The sequence below is a fragment of the Micromonospora parva genome (assembly GCF_040649675.1).
In the GTDB taxonomy this organism is placed as follows: domain Bacteria; phylum Actinomycetota; class Actinomycetes; order Mycobacteriales; family Micromonosporaceae; genus Micromonospora; species Micromonospora parva.
In genome coordinates this window covers 477,431-493,821 of sequence record NZ_JBEZFX010000003.1, presented here as the reverse complement: position 1 = coordinate 493,821, position 16,391 = coordinate 477,431, and the positions used below count along the sequence as shown (strand labels likewise).

Annotated in this window: 13 protein-coding genes; 8 read left to right on the top strand and 5 right to left on the bottom strand. The window is 73.3% G+C overall.

The features are described 5' to 3' along the window. Nucleotides 1-4: 4 nt before the first annotated feature. The 6 genes from AB0C03_RS10810 to AB0C03_RS10785 all read left to right on the top strand — a co-directional run bounded on the left by AB0C03_RS10810 (nucleotide 5) and on the right by AB0C03_RS10785 (nucleotide 5,312). On the top strand, nucleotides 5-712 hold the full coding sequence (locus AB0C03_RS10810; RefSeq protein WP_051708138.1) for an adenosylcobinamide amidohydrolase: 708 nt from the start codon (nucleotides 5-7) through the stop codon (nucleotides 710-712). Between the two features lie 11 nt (nucleotides 713-723). Continuing rightward, nucleotides 724-1,902: a CapA family protein gene (locus AB0C03_RS10805; protein WP_030328033.1), complete on the top strand. Its 1,179-nt coding sequence runs from the start codon at nucleotides 724-726 to the stop codon at nucleotides 1,900-1,902. A 40-nt stretch (nucleotides 1,903-1,942) separates the two neighbouring features. Then, the gene (gene nth / locus AB0C03_RS10800; RefSeq protein WP_357636082.1) at nucleotides 1,943-2,731 is read left to right on the top strand and encodes an endonuclease III; all 789 of its coding nucleotides are present in this window, start codon (nucleotides 1,943-1,945) and stop codon (nucleotides 2,729-2,731) included. Beyond that, entirely contained in the window at nucleotides 2,728-3,381 is a 654-nt protein-coding gene (locus AB0C03_RS10795) for a TlpA family protein disulfide reductase (protein WP_030328030.1), read from the top strand. Before nth ends, AB0C03_RS10795 begins: the two co-directional genes overlap by 4 nt. Beyond that, nucleotides 3,378-4,070: an NUDIX hydrolase gene (locus AB0C03_RS10790; protein ID WP_030328028.1), complete on the top strand. Its 693-nt coding sequence runs from the start codon at nucleotides 3,378-3,380 to the stop codon at nucleotides 4,068-4,070. The genes AB0C03_RS10795 and AB0C03_RS10790 overlap by 4 nt, the downstream gene beginning before the upstream one ends. 63 nt (nucleotides 4,071-4,133) lie before the next feature. After that, nucleotides 4,134-5,312 carry a MarP family serine protease gene (locus tag AB0C03_RS10785; protein ID WP_030328027.1) on the top strand — a complete coding sequence of 393 codons (1,179 nt, stop codon included), beginning with the start codon at nucleotides 4,134-4,136 and terminating at the stop codon, nucleotides 5,310-5,312. Between the two features lie 16 nt (nucleotides 5,313-5,328). Here AB0C03_RS10785 and AB0C03_RS10780 read toward each other — a convergent pair whose 3' ends face one another. The 4 genes from AB0C03_RS10780 to eccCa all read right to left on the bottom strand — a co-directional run bounded on the left by AB0C03_RS10780 (nucleotide 5,329) and on the right by eccCa (nucleotide 12,316). Continuing rightward, nucleotides 5,329-6,036 (bottom strand): phosphatase PAP2 family protein, encoded by a 708-nt coding sequence (locus tag AB0C03_RS10780; RefSeq protein WP_357636077.1) that lies wholly within the window; start codon nucleotides 6,034-6,036, stop codon nucleotides 5,329-5,331. 37 nt (nucleotides 6,037-6,073) lie between these two features. Then, entirely contained in the window at nucleotides 6,074-6,865 is a 792-nt protein-coding gene (locus AB0C03_RS10775) for a phosphatase PAP2 family protein (RefSeq protein WP_357636074.1), read from the bottom strand. A gap of 52 nt (nucleotides 6,866-6,917) precedes the next feature. Further along, nucleotides 6,918-8,258 (bottom strand): type VII secretion-associated serine protease mycosin, encoded by a 1,341-nt coding sequence (gene mycP, locus AB0C03_RS10770; protein WP_357636071.1) that lies wholly within the window; start codon nucleotides 8,256-8,258, stop codon nucleotides 6,918-6,920. Nucleotides 8,259-8,332: 74 nt separating this feature from the next. Further along, nucleotides 8,333-12,316: a type VII secretion protein EccCa gene (gene eccCa / locus AB0C03_RS10765; RefSeq protein ID WP_357636068.1), complete on the bottom strand. Its 3,984-nt coding sequence runs from the start codon at nucleotides 12,314-12,316 to the stop codon at nucleotides 8,333-8,335. 101 nt (nucleotides 12,317-12,417) lie between these two features. Here eccCa and eccD point away from each other — a divergent pair, with 101 nt between their 5' ends. Continuing rightward, nucleotides 12,418-13,821, top strand: coding sequence for a type VII secretion integral membrane protein EccD (gene eccD, locus AB0C03_RS10760; protein WP_357636065.1), 1,404 nt, complete (start codon nucleotides 12,418-12,420; stop codon nucleotides 13,819-13,821). A gap of 31 nt (nucleotides 13,822-13,852) precedes the next feature. On the opposite strand, the gene AB0C03_RS10755 is transcribed toward eccD, so the two are convergent. Then, nucleotides 13,853-14,359 carry an inorganic diphosphatase gene (locus tag AB0C03_RS10755; RefSeq protein WP_030328015.1) on the bottom strand — a complete coding sequence of 169 codons (507 nt, stop codon included), beginning with the start codon at nucleotides 14,357-14,359 and terminating at the stop codon, nucleotides 13,853-13,855. A gap of 497 nt (nucleotides 14,360-14,856) precedes the next feature. Between AB0C03_RS10755 and dacB the strand changes: the two genes are divergently transcribed. Continuing rightward, the gene (dacB, locus tag AB0C03_RS10750) at nucleotides 14,857-16,347 is read left to right on the top strand and encodes a D-alanyl-D-alanine carboxypeptidase/D-alanyl-D-alanine endopeptidase (RefSeq protein ID WP_307857756.1); all 1,491 of its coding nucleotides are present in this window, start codon (nucleotides 14,857-14,859) and stop codon (nucleotides 16,345-16,347) included. Nucleotides 16,348-16,391: the final 44 nt, after the last annotated feature.

Here is a 16,391-nt window from a genome sequence, read left to right as displayed (position 1 = left end):
CGACGTGCTAAGCGAGCCGATTCTGACCAGCCGCGCCGAGGACGGGCGGCACGTCCCGCTGCTCGTCTGGCGCGCGGACGTGCCGCTGCGGGCGGTGAGCAGTGGCCCGCTGGGCGGTGGCATCGGGGTCCGGCGGTGGGTGCTGAACGCGACGGTACCGATGTCGTACGACCGGGAGGACCCCGCGGCGCACCTGGCCTCGCTCGCCGCTGAGCTGGCCCTCGACGGCGCCGGGGTCGGTCTGTTGACCGGCGTCGATGTGGCCGAGGTGGTGGCGCGGACCGACACCGGGGTGCGGGCCTGGGCGACGGTCGGGCTCGGCACGCCGGTGCCCGCGGCCGCGCCGACGCCGGCCGCGCTCGCCGAACGCGTCGGCACAGTCAACATCGTGGTGTACGTGCCGGCCCGGCTCGCCGACTCGGCACTCGTCAACGCGGTGGCCACCGCGACCGAGGCGAAGACCCAGGCGATCACCGAGCTGGGGGTGCCCGGGACCGGCACGCCCACCGACGCGGTCACCGTGCTCTGCCCGGTGGACGGGCCGGAGGCCGCGTACGGCGGGCCGCGCTCCACCTGGGGTGCCGCGCTCGCCCGAGCGGTGCACGCGGCAGTCCTGGCCGGCGGCGCCCGGCCGGTCGTGCCGTGGTCTGAGCAGCTCAAGGGTGCAAAGTCCAACCGATCGGCCATCGTCGGCGGGTTTAACGACCGGTAGGGTCGCGGGCGATGTACGCTCCCGCCCCCCTCGCGTCCCGCCCGCGTCGCCGCGTCGCCCTCGGCCTCGCCGCGCTGCTGGCCGCCCTCCTCGTGGCCGGCTGTGCCGACCCCGGTGGTGAGGCACCCGTCTGGCAGCCCGGCGCGGGAGGTGGTGGCACCGGCGCACCGGTCTCCACCGCCGGCCCGAAGGCCACCGGGCCCGCCTCCTCCGGTGCGGGTGGCGCGATCTCGCTCTCCGCCACCGGCGACATCATCATGGGCAACGCGCCCAGTCGGCTGCCCGCCGCCGGCGGTAAGGGCTTCTTCAACTCGGTCACCGAGGCGCTCAAGGCCGATCTGGTGATGGGCAACCTGGAGGAGCCGCTGACCGTCGACACCGGCACCGGCAAGTGCGGGGCGAACTCCACCCGCTGCTTCCAGTTCCGCGCCCCGCCGGAGTACGCCGGGCACCTGCGCGACGCCGGCTTCGACGTGCTCAACCAGGCCAACAACCACGGCTACGACTACGGCCCGAAGGGCTACGAGAACACCCAGAAGGCGCTGCAGAAGTACGAGCTGGAGCACACCGGCGCGCCGAACGAGATCACCGTGGTCGACGTCAAGGGCGTCAAGGTCGCTGTCGCCGGCTTCTCGTCGTACGTCTGGTCCAACAGTCTCGTCGACATCGCCAAGGCGAAGACAGTGGTTGCCAAGGCCGCCACCATGGCCGACCTGGTCGTGGTGCAGGTGCACATGGGCGGCGAGGGCGCCGACAAGACCCGGGTGAAGCCGGGCACCGAGATGTTCCTGGGCGAGAACCGGGGCGACCCGGTGAAGTTCTCACACGCGATGATCGACGCCGGCGCTGACCTGATCGTCGGGCACGGCCCGCACGTGCTGCGCGGGATGGAGTTCTACCAGGGCCGGCTGATCGCGTACAGCCTGGGCAACTTCGCCGGCGGCGGCAACTCGCTGAGCAACGCCGGTCGCCTCGGCTGGGGCGGGGTGCTGAAGGTGTCGCTCAAGCCGGACGGTAGCTGGGCGGGTGGTTCGTTCACCTCCACGTACATGAACTCCGCCGGCAAGCCGACGATGGACCCGGACGACCGGGGCCTGGGTCTGGTCACCGAGTTGAGCCGCGCCGACTTCCCGAAGGCCGGCGCCCGGTTCGACGGGCAGGGGAAGATCTCGCCGCCAACCGCCGGCTGACCTGAGGAGGACGTCCGGGGTGCGACGTAGGCTGACCGTCGTGACCAGTAGCCCTCCCGGTGCCAGCGAGACCGATCTCGGGCGCAAACGCCGTGCCCGCAAGATCGGCCGGGTGCTGGCCGAGACGCACCCCGACGCGCATTGCGAGCTGGACCACTCCAACGCTCTGGAGTTGGCCGTCGCCACGATCCTGTCCGCGCAGTGCACGGACAAGAAAGTCAACGAGGTCACCCCGAAGCTCTTCGCCCGCTATCCCGACGCGGCCGCGTACGCCGGCGCCGACCGGGGCGAGATGGAGGAGCTGATCCGGCCCACCGGCTTCTACCGCAACAAGACCGACTCGCTGCTCAAGCTCGGTCAGGCCCTCCTCGACCGGTACGACGGCAAGGTCCCCGGCCGGCTCGTCGACCTGGTGACGCTCCCCGGCATCGGCCGCAAGACCGCCAACGTGATCCTCGGCAACGCCTTCGACGTCCCGGGCATCACCGTCGACACGCACTTCCAACGGCTGGTCCACCGGTGGGGGCTGACCACCGAGACCGACCCGGTCAAGATCGAGCACGCGATCGGCGCGCTGTACGACAAGCGCGACTGGACCATGCTCTCGCACCGGATCATCTTCCACGGGCGACGGGTCTGCCACGCCCGCAAACCGGCCTGCGGGGCGTGCACGCTCGCCAGGCTCTGCCCCTCGTACGGCACCGGCCCGACCGAGCCGGCAGCCGCCGCCAAGCTGCTCAAGGGCCCTCGGGCACGCGACCTCGCGGTGGCCGCCGGGGTCGACCCGGAGTTGGTGCCCGCGCAGGCGGTCACGGCGGAGGTGCCGTGAACCGCCGCCTCGCCCTCGCCGTCCTGCCACTGCTGCTGGCCGTCACCGCCTGCACCAGCGGCACCGCCGACGACGAGCCGGCCCCCCGTCCGGCCGCCGCCGAGCGGCCATCGCCGTTCCGGGACTGCGCCACGCTGAGCACCGCGCCCACGGCCGCGACCCCTGGCTCCGGCGCGTCGACCTCCGCGACCCCCGGCTCCGGCACGTCAGCGCCCGCCGCCGGTGGGCAGGCACTGCCGGCGCTGACGCTCTCCTGCTTCACCGGCGGTGCCCCCGTCGCGCTGGGGGCGGTGGCCGGACCGGCGGTGATCAACGTGTGGGCGTCGTGGTGCCCGCCGTGCCGCAAGGAGTTGCCGGCGTTCCAACGCCTCAGCGAGCGGGCCGCCGGTCAGCTCCAGGTGGTCGGAATCAACAGCCGGGACAGCCGCAGCGGCGCCCAGTCCATCGGCGAGGACTTCGGCGTCCGGTTCCCGATGCTGGTGGACCAGGGTGAGGCGCTGCAGCGGGAGCTGAGGCGCAACGCCATTCCGCTGACCCTCTTCGTCGCCGCCGACGGTCAGATCCGGCACATCGACGCCACCGGCGCTCTCGACGACGCCACGCTCGCCACGCTGGTCCGCCAGCACCTCAACCTGGCGGTGCCGGCGTGACCCGTCGGCCACCCGAGTGGATCGAACCGTTGCTGACCCGGCTGGGCACCGCCCGCGCCGAGGACTTCACCCGGCTCACCACCCCGGCCGAGGGCGGTCGGGAGAGCGCTGTGCTGGTGCTGCTCGGCGAGCAGCCCGGCGTGGGCCCCGACGTGCTGGTCCTGCAACGCGCCGCCAACCTGCGCAACCACGCCGGTCAGCCGGCCTTCCCCGGCGGTGCGGCCGACCCGGAGGACGCCGACGTCCGTGCCACCGCCCTGCGTGAGGCGAACGAGGAGGTGGGCCTCGACCCGGCCAGCGTGACGGTGCTGGCCGAGCTGCCGAAACTGTGGATCCCGGTCAGCGACTTCGTGGTCACGCCGGTGCTGGCCTGGTGGCACGACCCGCACCCGGTGCACCCACGGGAGCCGGCCGAGGTGGCACACGTCGCCCGGCTGCCGGTGAGCGAGCTGGTCGATCCGGCCAACCGACTGCGGGTCCGCCACCCGAGCGGCTGGATCGGGCCGGCGTTCTCGGCGCGTGGGATGCTCGTCTGGGGCTTCACCGCGGGGGTGCTCGCCACCCTGCTCGAGATGGGCGGCTGGGCGCGTCCGTGGTCGCCGGGCCGGGTGCTGGAACTTCCGCCGAGCGGGGCGACACCGGCCCCGTCCGCCGGCACCGAAGAGGCCGACGAGAACGCCTTGCGCTGACCGCACGGTCACCTTCCGCAAGCGATGGTCATCCGCCGGGCACACTGCCCGTACGCTTGACCCGTGTCCGTCGTGGATCTCGTCCTGCTGCTGCTCATGCTCGTGTTCGCGATCAGCGGATACCGCCAGGGTTTCGTCATCGGCGTCACGTCGTTGTCCGGCTTCTTCCTGGGTCTCCTGCTGGGTCTCCAGCTCGGGCCGCTGTTCGCCAGACAGTTCGTGGACGCCGGCACCCGCGTGCTGATCTCGCTCGTGGCCATCTTCGGGCTGGCGGTGGTCGGGCAGGCGCTCGCCGGTTGGCTCGGCTCGCACCTGCGCAAGACGATCACCAGCGACGTGGGCAAACGGGCCGACGACGTCGGAGGGGCGTTGGTCTCGCTGTTCGCGGTGCTCCTGCTGGCCTGGCTGGTGGCCGTGCCGCTCGGCTCGTCCTCGGTGCCCTGGCTCGCCGCCTCGGTCCGCAACAGCGCGTTGATCACGGTGGTCAACCAGGTCCTACCGGAGCAGGCCCACCGGTTGTCCACGGCGTTGGAGGACACCGTCGACACCGACGGCTTCCCGGACGTCTTCGGCGACCTGGCGCCTACCCGGGCCCGGCAGGTCGACCCGCCGGACCCGGCACTGGCCGGCTCGCAGGTGGTGGTCAGCGGTCAGCAGTCGGTCGTCAAGGTGCTCGGCTCGGCGCCCAGTTGTTCGCGCCGGATCGAGGGTTCCGGGTTCGTCTACGCGGACGACCGGGTGATGACCAACGCGCACGTCGTGGCCGGCACCCGCTCGGTCGCCGTGGAGCTGGGCGGCGAGCGGTACGACGGCAAGGTGGTCGTCTACGACCCGAACCGCGACCTGGCGGTGCTGCTGGTACCCGGACTGCCCGGACCGTCCCTACGGTTCGCCGCCGGCAACGCGGGCAGCGGCGCCGACGCCATCGTGCTCGGCTTCCCGCTCGACGGCCCGTACAACGCGCAGTCGGCACGGGTCCGGGACGTCGACCGGATCAAGGGCCCGGACATCTACTCCGCCAACGAGGTGACCCGGGAGATCTACACGATCCGGGCGCTGGTCCGCAGCGGCAACTCGGGCGGTCCGCTGCTCTCCGCCAACGGCCTGGTGCTCGGCGTGATCTTCGCGGCGGCGTCGGACGACCCGAACACCGGTTTCGCGGTGACGGCGGCCGAGGCCCGTCCGGTGGCGTTGGCGGGAGCCGAACGCAACCGGCAGGTCGGCACCGGCGAGTGCACCTGAGTCGCCGCGGGTCAGCTCAGGTCTGAGCGGGCAGAGCGCGACTCCCGGCCGTCGGCAACTTCGCCCGACCCCATCGCAGCCCCCGGTCCAGCACCGCACGAGCCATGATCGCGACGCAGGTGCCGCCGTTGACGAAGGACGCCACCACGTCGCTCGGATGGTGCATCCCCCGGTACATCCGGGTCAGCGCCACGCCCAGCGGCACCATCAGCAGCAGCGTCCACCAGGCGACCTTCGCCCCGGTGCTCCGGGCGCGCAGCGCCATCAGCACGGCGATGCCGACGTAGAGCGCCACCGCCGCCGAGGTGTGCCCGGACGGAAAGCTCGACGTCGGTGGCGAGACGTCCATGTGTTCCACCGCCGGCCGCCGCCGGTCGATCGCGAGAGTGGTCAGCAGGAACACCAGCGCCTGGGCGGTCACCGCCGCGCACAGGAACAGCGGCTCGCGCCAACGCTTCAGCCAGAGCCGCAGCGCCAACGCCACCAGCACTGTCACCACGACGATCATCTGGGTGCTGGCCAGCGTGCTGAACACCAGCGAGACGTTGTTCCAGTCACCGGTGCGGTCGGCGGCCAGTTCCCGGTTCACCGTGTCCTCTGCGGTGAACGGCCAGGTGCGGGCGAACACCCGGGTGACCAGCACCCCGAGCAGCACCATGAGTCCGAGCAGGAGGGACACCGGCAGCAGCACCCGCCGAACGATCTGGAGCACGAGGTCGGACATGGGTGCGCCAGTACCCGGCCGGCCCCGTCGTCAGTCCTCAGGCAGCCCCGGGGTGCCGCTCGACCTCGGGAGCGACGCCGTCGCGAATCGGTTGGACCGGCCGCAGCCCGGTGTGTGCCCGCCAACTGGTGAACGCGGCGGTGGTGGCCGCGACCACCGCCACCCCGAGCAGCCATCCACCCACCACGTCGCTGGTGAAGTGCACGCCGAGCGCCACCCTGCTCAGGCCCGTCACCACGGTGAGCAGCACCGCCGCGACCCAGAGCGCCACCCGCGCCGGCCACCGCCGGGCGTACGGAAGGAGCACCAGCAGCAGCACCCCGGCGGCCAGGGTGGCGTTCAGCGCGTGCCCGGAGGGGAACGAGTAACCGGCGGCCCGGGCCACCGGGTCCAGCAGCTCCGGTCGGTCCCGGCCGACCAGCAGCTTGAGCAGCGGACCGAGCAACCCGCCGACGACCATGGTGGTGGCCGCCCAGAGGGCCAGGCGGCGGGCGCCCCGGCGCAGCAACCAGACCACCAGGAGCAGGACGACGGCGCGCAGCGGCATCGGGGCGAACACCTCGGTCCAGACCCGCATCAGCACCACCCACGCGGGATGATCCTGGGCGTAGCCGTGCAGCGCGTCGGTGACCGTCGTGTCCAACCGGTGCAGCGGTGCCCAGGCGTCGAGCACCAGCAGTGTGAGCAGCGCGAACGGCACCAGCACCAGAAACGCCGCCGTCGCGGCGAGCGTGAGCCGTAGCCCCAGCGCGTGGTCCGGGTCGAATCGGCGGTGCCGCCACGACGGCCGGCCGGTGGGGGCGAGCGTGGGCGGCCGGTGCGTCCTCATGACCTTGTTCTACCCGACCAGACGGCCGGTCAGGCCTACCGGTTGGCTGCGATCAACGGGTCCGCTGGCGGAGCCGGCGAACCACCAGCGCCGCCCCGGCGACCAGCGCGACCAGGAGCACGACGGTGGTCGCCAGTTGCTCCGGCGCGGGGGTGTCCGCACCGCCCGCCGCCCGAGCCGTCCATCGGCTCTGCTGACCGGACGCGGCGAGACCCAGGGGATCGCTACCGGCACCGGACACCGGACCGTCGTCGACCGAGCCGGGCGCCGGACCGAAGCCGGTCACGCCCGGCGACGTCTGATCGTCGAGCGGGTTGACGGTCACCGGCGGCACCTGGGCGGTCAACGCGGCCACCGGGTCGACCACCCCGTACCCGAAGCGGTCGTCCCGCCCGGTCGGGCCGAGGTCCCGGGCGGTGGCCAACAACCGGTTGACCACCTCACCCGCCGGCATCTGCGGATAACGGGACCGGACCAGCGCGGCGGTGGCGGCCACCAGCGGCGCGGCGAAGCTGGTGCCCTGCACCCGCCAGTACCCGCTGGGCGGCTTGGCGCCGACCAGCCCGCTGGCGGGGGCGGTGAGCACCGTCGCCCGGCCGGTGATCGACCCGGACCACAGGTTGTCGCTGCTGCGTTCGAGACCGGCCACCGCGATCACACCCGGCTCCCGAGCCGGATACCAGACCTTGGTGCTGGTGGAGGTGGCCAGGTTGCCGGTGCAGGCAACCACGACCACGTCCCGGACGAACGCGTAGTCCAGGGCGGCGGCCAGGGCCGGGCTGTCGCCGCTGCCACCCAGCGACAAGTTGATCACGCGGGCGCCGTTGTCGACCGCCCAGCGCACGCCTTGGGCGACGATCAGCGCGTCGTCGTAACGGTTCTCCTCGTCCAGCACCCGGACCGGCAGGATCCGGGCGTCCGGTGCCAGGCCGACCACGCCCCGCTTGTCGTCACTGCGCCCGGCGATCAGGCCGGCGACAGTGGTGCCGTGGCCCACCGGGTCCGGGCCCGGAGCGCCGCCGGTGCCGACCAGGTCCTTGCCGGGGAGCACCTGACCGACCAGGTCGGGATGCGTGCCGTCCACTCCGGAGTCGACCACCGCCACGGTCACGCCCCGCCCGGTCGAGCTGCGCCACGCCGTTTCGGCCTGCAACTCGTCGAGCTGCCACTGCTCATCGCGGACCTGGTCGGTGCGGGCGACGGCGTCACCGGGGGCGAACGCCATCGGCGCGCCGGCGAGCTGTCCACCGTTCGTGGGCGCGGCGACCGGCACGGCCGCCGCGGTGGGTGCCACGACGGCGAGCGCCGCGGCGACGCCGAGCAGCACTCGGCCGGTCGTTCGTCGGGCCGCTGACGGACCGCTGTGCCGCACCCCAGTCACATCCCCAGCCATTCATCCCGACGGAACCATGACGATCGGAGATTACCGGTTTCCCCACCCGTCACGGGAAGAACCGGCGAGTCAGCTCATTGCGGCGGCAGATGCGCCAGCTGAACGAGGCGTACGCCCTCCCGTCGGGTGACCAGTCGGCCACGCCCCGGCGGCAGTGGTCCGGGCCGGACCGGCCCGACGAGCGCGCCCTCCTCGGGGCTGCCCGCCATCACCAGGCCGGCGGTGGACAGCTCCCGCAGACGCTGCACGATCGGCTCGTACTGGGCGCGGCCCGCCCCACCGGAACGGCGGACCAGCACCAGGTGCAGTCCGATATCCCGGGCGTGCGGCAGGTGCTCCTCCAGCGCCCGCAACGGGTTCGCCGGCCCCGCCGCCACCAGGTCGTAGTCGTCCACCAGCACGAACAGCTCCGGCCCGGACCACCAGGACCGGTCCCGCAGCTGCTGCGGGGTGACCTCCGGCCCCGGTGCCCGCCGCTCCAGGTAACCGGCGGCCGACTCGATCAGGTCGGCGGTGTGCGCGGCGGCGGTGCCGTACCCGATCAGATGTGGTGTCTCGATCGCGCCGAGCAGGCTGCGCCGATAGTCGACGAGGATCACCCGGGCCTGCTCGGGAGTGAACCGGGTGATGATCGACGTGGCCAGCGCGCGCAGGAACGACGACTTGCCGCACTCCGAGTCCCCGAAGACCACGAAGTGCGGCTCGGCGGCGAAGTCGAGCAGCACCGGGCGCAGGTCCGCCTCCGCGATCCCGATCGGCAGCCGCAGCCCGGTCGTCGAGGTGAGGTCCAGATCGGCGTACGGCAGCGCCGGCGGGAGCAGCCGCACCCGGGGCGCCACGGGACCCGCCCACCCCTCGGCGGCCCGCTTGACCAGATCGGCGGTGTCGCCACCGGCGGTACCGAGCTGAGGCAGTGCGGTGAGGAAGTGCAGGCCCTCCGCGGTCACCCCTCGGCCGGGGCGCTCCGGCACGTTCGCGGCGGCACGCCGGGCCACCAGCGAGTCGGCCGGGTCGCCCAGGCGCAGCTCCAGTCGGGAGCCGAACAGGTCCCGGATCGCCGGGCGGAAGTCCAGCCAGCGCAGCGCGGTGGCGACCACGTGCAGTCCGTACGACAGGCCCCGGGTGGCCAGGTCGGTGACGAGTGGCTCCAGGTCGTCGTACTCGCCGCGGATGGTGCTCCACCCGTCGATCACCAGGAACACGTCACCGTACGGGTCGACGCCCGGCTGGCCGGCCGTCCCCGCCGCCGCTCGCCGCTGCCGGTACGCGGCCATCGACTCCACGCCCAACTCCGCGAAGCGGCGTTCCCGATCGACCAGCAGGGTGGTCATCTCGCCGACGGTGCGTCGTACCGCGGTCGGGTCGGCGCGGCCGGTCACACCGCCCACGTGCGGGAGGTCGCGCAGTGCGGCCAGCCCGCCGCCACCGAAGTCGAGGCAGTAGACCTGCACCTCGGCCGGCGTGTGGGTGAGCGTCAGCGCGCAGATCAGCGTGCGCAGGGCGGTGGACTTGCCGCTCTGTGGCGCACCGACCACCGCGACGTGCCCGGCGGCGCCGTCCAGCGCCAGCCAGAGCAGGTCCCGGCGCTGTTCCAAGGGTTTGTCCACGATCGCCATCGGTACGCCGAGTGCGCCGTGCAGCTCCGGGTTGCCGACGGTGAGCCCGCGCTTCGGGTGCACCTCGACCGGGCCGAGCACCTCGTCCAGGGCCGGCGGCTGACCGAGCGGTGCGAGCCACACCTGGTGCGCCGGGGGGCCCTGCCCGACGAGCCGGTCCACCAGCAGGTCGAGCAGCGTGCTGCCCCCCTCCTCCTCCGTCACGACCGGTACGACCGGGGACGCCGGCTCGGCCACCGGTACGACGTGGGTGGTGAAGGTGAGCAGCCGGGCGCCCCCCTCGGCGGCGGCGACGCCCGGTGCGGTTCGTCGGCGGACGGCACCGGAGACGTACGCGGCCTTGAAGCGGGCCAGCGGGTCGGTGCCGGCGCGCAGGTAGCCGTGGCCCGGCGAGCGGGGCAGCTCGTGGGCGTCCGCGACGCCGAGCACCGTGCGGGACTCCAGCGCCGAGAAGGTGCGCAACCCGATCCGGTACGACAGGTGGGTGTCCAACCCACGGAGCCGGCCTTCCTCCAACCGTTGGCTGGCGAGCAGCAGGTGCACGCCGAGCGACCGGCCCAGTCGGCCGATCTGCACGAACAGGTCGATGAAGTCGGGCTTGGCGGAGAGCAGTTCGGAGAACTCGTCGCAGATCAGCAGCAGTGACGGCAGCGGTGCGAGCGGGCTGCCGGCCGCCCGGGCCCGCTCGTAGTCGCGCACGCTGGCGAAGTTGCCGGCGCGTCGCAGCAACTCCTGACGGCGGACCAGCTCCCCGTTGATCGCGTCCACCATGCGGTCGACGAGTGGCAACGCGTCGGCCAGGTTGGTGATCACGGCCGCGGTGTGCGGCAGCCGGTCGAACGAGGCGAAGGTGGCCCCACCCTTGAAGTCGACCAGCACGAAGTTGAGCTGCTCGGAGCTGTGCGTGGCGGCGAGCCCCAGCACCAGCGTGCGGAGCAGCTCGGACTTGCCGGACCCGGTCGCCCCGATGAGCAGGCCGTGCGGGCCCATGCCGTCCTGGGCGGACTCCTTGAGGTCCAGCTCGATGGCGCCGCCGTCGGCGCCCACCCCGATCGGCACCCGCAACCGGTCTCGTGCCGAACGCGGCAACCAGCCCTGTTCCGCTGTGAAGCTCTCCGGGTCGCCGAGACCGAGCAGCTCGGGCAGACCCAGGTCGGCCTGGAACGGGGCGTCCGGCCCACGGGCCGTGCCGGCGAGGCGCAGCGGCGCCAACCGTCGGGCGACCGCCTCGGCGTCGGCCAGGTCCAACTGGTCGGCGGTGCCCACCTCGGCGTGCCCGTCGGACGACCACGAGTGCAGCCGTCGGCCGTGCAACTCCAACAGCAGCGCGTACCGGTCCAGCAGTCGGGGCGGCGGAGTGTCCAGGTCCAGCACGGTGACCGCGTCGATGCCGCCGTCGCCGGTCAGCTCACTGGCCCCGGTCAGGTCGCCGCCGTCGAGGACCACCACCACGTGCGGGCCGTCGGTGGCCGGGCCGGCCGGACTGAACCGGGACCGGGTGGCCAGCACGTCGGCCAGCAGCGACTCCAGTTCGGCGGCGGAGCTGGTGACCAGCCGTACCGGGCCGAGCGCGTCGGTGCGGGTGGGGTGGTGGGCGTGCGGGAGCCACTTCACCCACTCCCAGCAGGCACGGCGTTCCGGCCCGGCGCAGACCGCGACGAGCAGTTCGTCGGGGGCGTGGAAGACCGCCAGTTGGGTCAGAACGGCCCGGACCAGCGCCTGCGCCGCCGGGTCCGCGCTGGGGGGCGCGCCGGTGGTCGGGGTGGTCGCCGGGGTGCGGCCGGCGGGTCGCACGTGCACCCGGGCGAAGCTGCGCAGCGACAGCGCCACCGGCAGGTCCGGCACCACTGAGTACGCGTCCAGGAAGCGGCGCAGCGCGCCGGCGGTCATCGGCTCAAGCTCCTCCAACGGTCGGGTGACCGGTGGGACGAGTGGCGTGGCGAGGGTCTGCGGCCCGACGGCGACGCGTACCACGGCGAAATCCCGGTCGGCGGGACGCCGCTCCCAGACCCGGTGGCTGTCCACCGTCGACCAGAGCCGACCCGGATCCGGGTGCCGGTAGTAGAGCCCGGCCCGTTGTTGGCCGGCGGTCCGCCGGACCCGCCGCCGCAGCGTGGCCAGGTGGCGCAGGTACTCCCTGCGGGCGGCCATCATCTCGGACTTCTTCGGGGTGCCGGAGGCGCTGCCCCAGGAGGTCACCAGCATCGCCAACGAGGAGAGCCCGAACATTCCGCCCACCACGTACGAGTAGGCGCCACCCCCGCGGCCGAACATCATCGCCATCGCCACCGTGCCGCCGAGCATGGGCAGCACCATGAGCATCTGCTGCCACCGTCCACCGGTCACCACGGGGATCTCCGGCGGCGCGTCCACCGACACCTCACCGGCGGGAATCTCCGGCGCTGGTCGGCGTGGTGGGCGCTTGATGACGACGGTGGACACTCGGCCTCCTGACAGCGCTGGGTAACCCGAGCCTGGCTCATGGTAGGTAAAGTCCTGTCGTCCGCGCAGCCTCCGATCCCACTCGATATGGAGATCAGTCGATGACTACCGGGCTGGCACGCGTCACCATCAGCGCGCCGCAACGACGGGTGGACGTCGCCCTGCCGGAGCAGGTGCCGCTGGCCGAGCTGCTGCCCGACGTGCTCCGACACGCCGGTGTCGGGCTGGCCGACGACGGCGAGCAGCACGGCGGTTGGGTGCTCCGCCGCACCGACGGGGCGCTGCTGGTGACGGCACAGGCGTTGTTGCCGCAGGGGGTCCGCGACGGTGAGGTGCTGCACCTCGTGCCGGCCCGCGCCCATTGGCCCGAGTTGGAGTACGACGACGTCATCGAGGCGATCGCCGAGGGTGCCCGTCGCCGGGGTGGCGCCTGGTCGCCCACCGCCACCCGGGCGGCCGGTCTGGCCGGTGCTGCCGTACCGCTCGCTGTCGGACTGCTCGCGCTGCTCGCCGGTGGACCGACCCACCGGGCCGGTTGGCTGGCGGCCGGCGCGGTGGCGCTGGTGCTCACCGTCGCCGCCACGGTGGCCTCCCGGGCCAACGGCGACGGTGCCGCCGGGGCGACGCTCGGCGGCTACGCGCTGCCCTACGCGTTCACGGCCGGAGCCCTGGCGGTCGGCTCCGGCGACCCGGTCGGACCGTTCGGGCCGGCCCGCTGGGTGGGCGCTCCGGAACTGCTGGCCGGCTCGGTCTCGCTGCTGCTGGTGGCGCTGATCGGTTTCCTCGGGGTGGCCAGCCGACTGCGGGTCTTCGTGGCCGGTGTCACTGTCGGGCTGATCGGTGCGGGGGCCGCGCTCGGTGCGCTGGTGATGACCACGGCCGGTACGGCGGCGGTGCTGCTCAGCGCACTGGTCTTCGCCGTCGGCGTGATTCCGCTGCTGGCCATCCGGCTGGGCAAGTTGCCGCTGCCGCCGATCACCCTGCCGGCTTCGACGCCCGCGCCGGAGCCGGAGCGGGCCCGGGACCTGCCGGACCGGGGCCGGGTGCACGCCGCGGTGATCCGCACCGAGGAGATGCTCACCGGGATGCTGATCGGCCACGCCCTGCTGGGGGCGGCCACAGCGGTCGTACTCGTGGTTGCCGGTGGCACCGCCGGGCGGGTGCTGGTGGCGGTCACGTCGGCCGTGCTGTTGCTGCGGTCGCGGCTGTTCGTGGCGCTGCGGCAGCGGGTGCCGACGGTGCTCGCCGGGCTGGCCGGCTACGCGGTGCTGGGCGCGGCGCTGGTCGGTCGGGCCGACGAGACCGGGCGGTTGGTGCTGGTCCTCGGCGGGGCGGCACTGGCCGTGGTGGCGGTCGCCAGCGGCACCGGGTACGCCCGCCGGCCGGTCTCGCCGTACGTCGGGAGGGTCGCGGACCTCACCGACACGGCACTGGTGGTCGCCGTGGTGCCGATCGCCTGCGCGGTGCTCGACCTGTACGACCGGGCCCGGGGGCTGCTCGGTTGAGCGACCCTCGGGCCCGGTGCGTCAGGGTGTGTCAGTGGATGGTCTCGCCGCGCGCCTCGGCGTCCCTGGCCCGCTGGTAGGAGGCCACGATCTCGGCCTCGGCCTCGGTGCGGCCGACCCAGGTCGCGCCCTCCACCGACTTGCCGGGCTCCAGGTCCTTGTACACCTCGAAGAAGTGCTGGATCTCCAGGCGGTCGAACTCGCCCAGGTGGTGGATGTCGCGCAGGTGCTCCTGGCGCGGGTCCTCGTAGGGCACGCAGAGGACCTTGTCGTCCCCGCCCTTCTCGTCGGTCATCCGGAACATGCCGATGGTGCGGCAGCGGATCAGACAACCCGGGAAGGTCGGTTCGGGGACCAGCACGAGGGCGTCCAGCGGGTCGCCGTCCTCGCCCAGCGTGCCCTCGATGAACCCGTAGTCGGCCGGGTACTGGGTGGAGGTGAAGAGCGTGCGGTCCAACCGGATCCGGCCGGTCTTGTGGTCCACCTCGTACTTGTTCCGGTGACCTTTGGGGATCTCAACCGTCACGTCGAAATCCATCTGCACGCTCCCTCGTCTGCCCACGCTGGCTAACGGAACCACTGGCTGCCCTCCGGACAGGTGAATGCCCACCCGCCGACTCCGGCCGCCGCATAGTCTTCGGACCGAAGTAGTGTCACCCAAGCCGATTTTCGCTGGGGGAGGAGGGGGTCGTGGGGAGGGAAGATTCACACTACCGCCCGGACGGGGGCTCCGCGCACGGTACCGGACGATCCGGCTCGGGCAGTGCCAAGGGACGGGTCCCGGTGCCGGAGGCTCACCTCCCTCGGGCTCCCGAAGCACCGAACACGGCACCGGAGACGGTGCCCGAGCGGCCCCCGCCGCTGCCCTGGCGTCCGCCGCCCGGTCCGGCGTCACCGACCCCGAACACCGGGCACTTCCCGGTAGCCGGCGGTGAGCGGCCGGTGAGCGGCCCGCCACGCGGCAGTGCCACGGTCCCGGTCAGCCCGGCGCCGGTCAGCCCGTCGTTCGGTGCCGGCCCCGGTGGGGTCCCCCCGGTGGGCCCGCCGATCTCCGCGTTGCCGGCACCGGCCGGCGCCACGCCCACCCCCCAGCCCTCGCCCGCGTCGCGCCGCCGGCGGTTGCCGCTGGTGCTGGCCGCCGTGCTCGTGCTGGTGCTCGCCAGCGTCGCAGTGGTGATCACCCGTCCCGGCCCGGTCGCCGGGTGGCTGGGCGACGACGCCGCGGCCGGGCCGAACGCGGGCGGCGTGCCCCCGGACCCCGCCCCGTCGGAGGTGCTGGCCGGCCCCGATTCGAACGCCCCGGTGCCCACCCCCGAGGGGGTCAGTGCCGTGCTCGATCCCCTGGTCGGCGTCGCCGCCCTGGGTGACCGGGTGAACGTCTCGGTCGCCGACGTGATCACCGGTCAGACGCTGTTCGCCAAGGGGGCGGACGACGGCACCGTCCCCGCCTCGGTGACCAAGCTGGTGACCGCGGTGACGGTGCTGGCGGCCCGGGGGCCCGGCTACCGGATCCCCACTCGTGCGGTGGCCGGCGCGAAGGCTGGCGAGGTGGTGATCGTCGGTGGCGGTGACCCGACCCTGGCGATCGACAAGAAGGGCTACTACCCGGGCGCGGCACGGCTCGACGATCTGGCCGCCCAGGTGCGTTCCGCGCTCGGCGGGACACCGCCGACGAGCGTCACCGTCGACGGCTCGGTCTACTCCGGGCCGGTCTACGGCCCCGGCTGGGACGACGACATCCCCACCGGTGGGTCGGGCGGCGCGGTGACCGCGTTGATGACCGACGGCGCGCGTACGGACCCGGGCGTCGAACACGGGTCCGCCCAGCGCTTCGCCGAGCCGGACCTGGCCGCCGGCAAGGCGTTCGCCCGGTTGCTCGGAGTGCCGACCGACGCCGTGAAGCGTGGCTCGGCCCCGGCCCAGGCCGCGGCGGGCCCCAGCCCGGCGCCGGGAACCGAGTTGGGCGTGGTGCAGTCTCCGCCGCTGATCCGGCTCGTGGACGTGATGATCAGCGAGAGCGACAACCTGGTCGCCGAGGCGCTCGCCCGTCAGGTCGCGTTGGCCCGCAACCAGCCGGCCTCGTTCGACGGGGGTGCCGCAGCCATGGACGCCGAGGTGGCGGAGTTGGGCCTGCCCGCCGACGAGATCAGCGTCTCCGACGGCAGTGGCCTGTCCCGTCGTAACCGGATCAGCCCGTCGCTGCTGACCGATCTGATCCGGTTGGCCGCCAGCCCGGACCACCCGGAGTTGGCAGGTGTCTTCGGTGGTCTGCCGGTGGGCGGTTGGTCCGGGACGCTGAACGAGCGCTACCGCAACACCGCTGGCACCGCCGCCGGCGCGGGTAGCGTCCGGGCCAAGACCGGCACGCTGACCCAGGTGCACTCCATCGCGGGCCTGGTCACCACCGCCGACGGTCGGTTGTTGACCTTCGCGGTGCTCACCGACAAGGTGCCGGGGGGCAGGGAGACCGCCCAGCCGGCGCTGGACCGGATCACCGCCGCGCTGGCCGGTTGCGGCTGCGGCTGACCTGCGCCGCTGCGGCGGGACGCGGTCGCCATCGGTGTCGATCG

Excerpts from the sequence above, each read along its gene's own strand:
- AB0C03_RS10780 (WP_357636077.1), bottom strand. The coding sequence starts at position 6,036 with ATGTCCGACCTCGTGCTCCAGATCGTTCGGCGGGTGCTGCTGCCGGTG.
- AB0C03_RS10805 (WP_030328033.1), top strand. The coding sequence starts at position 724 with ATGTACGCTCCCGCCCCCCTCGCGTCCCGCCCGCGTCGCCGCGTCGCC.
- AB0C03_RS10775 (WP_357636074.1), bottom strand. The coding sequence starts at position 6,865 with ATGAGGACGCACCGGCCGCCCACGCTCGCCCCCACCGGCCGGCCGTCG.
- mycP (WP_357636071.1), bottom strand. The coding sequence starts at position 8,258 with ATGGCTGGGGATGTGACTGGGGTGCGGCACAGCGGTCCGTCAGCGGCC.
- AB0C03_RS10755 (WP_030328015.1), bottom strand. The coding sequence starts at position 14,359 with ATGGATTTCGACGTGACGGTTGAGATCCCCAAAGGTCACCGGAACAAG.
- eccD (WP_357636065.1), top strand. The coding sequence starts at position 12,418 with ATGACTACCGGGCTGGCACGCGTCACCATCAGCGCGCCGCAACGACGG.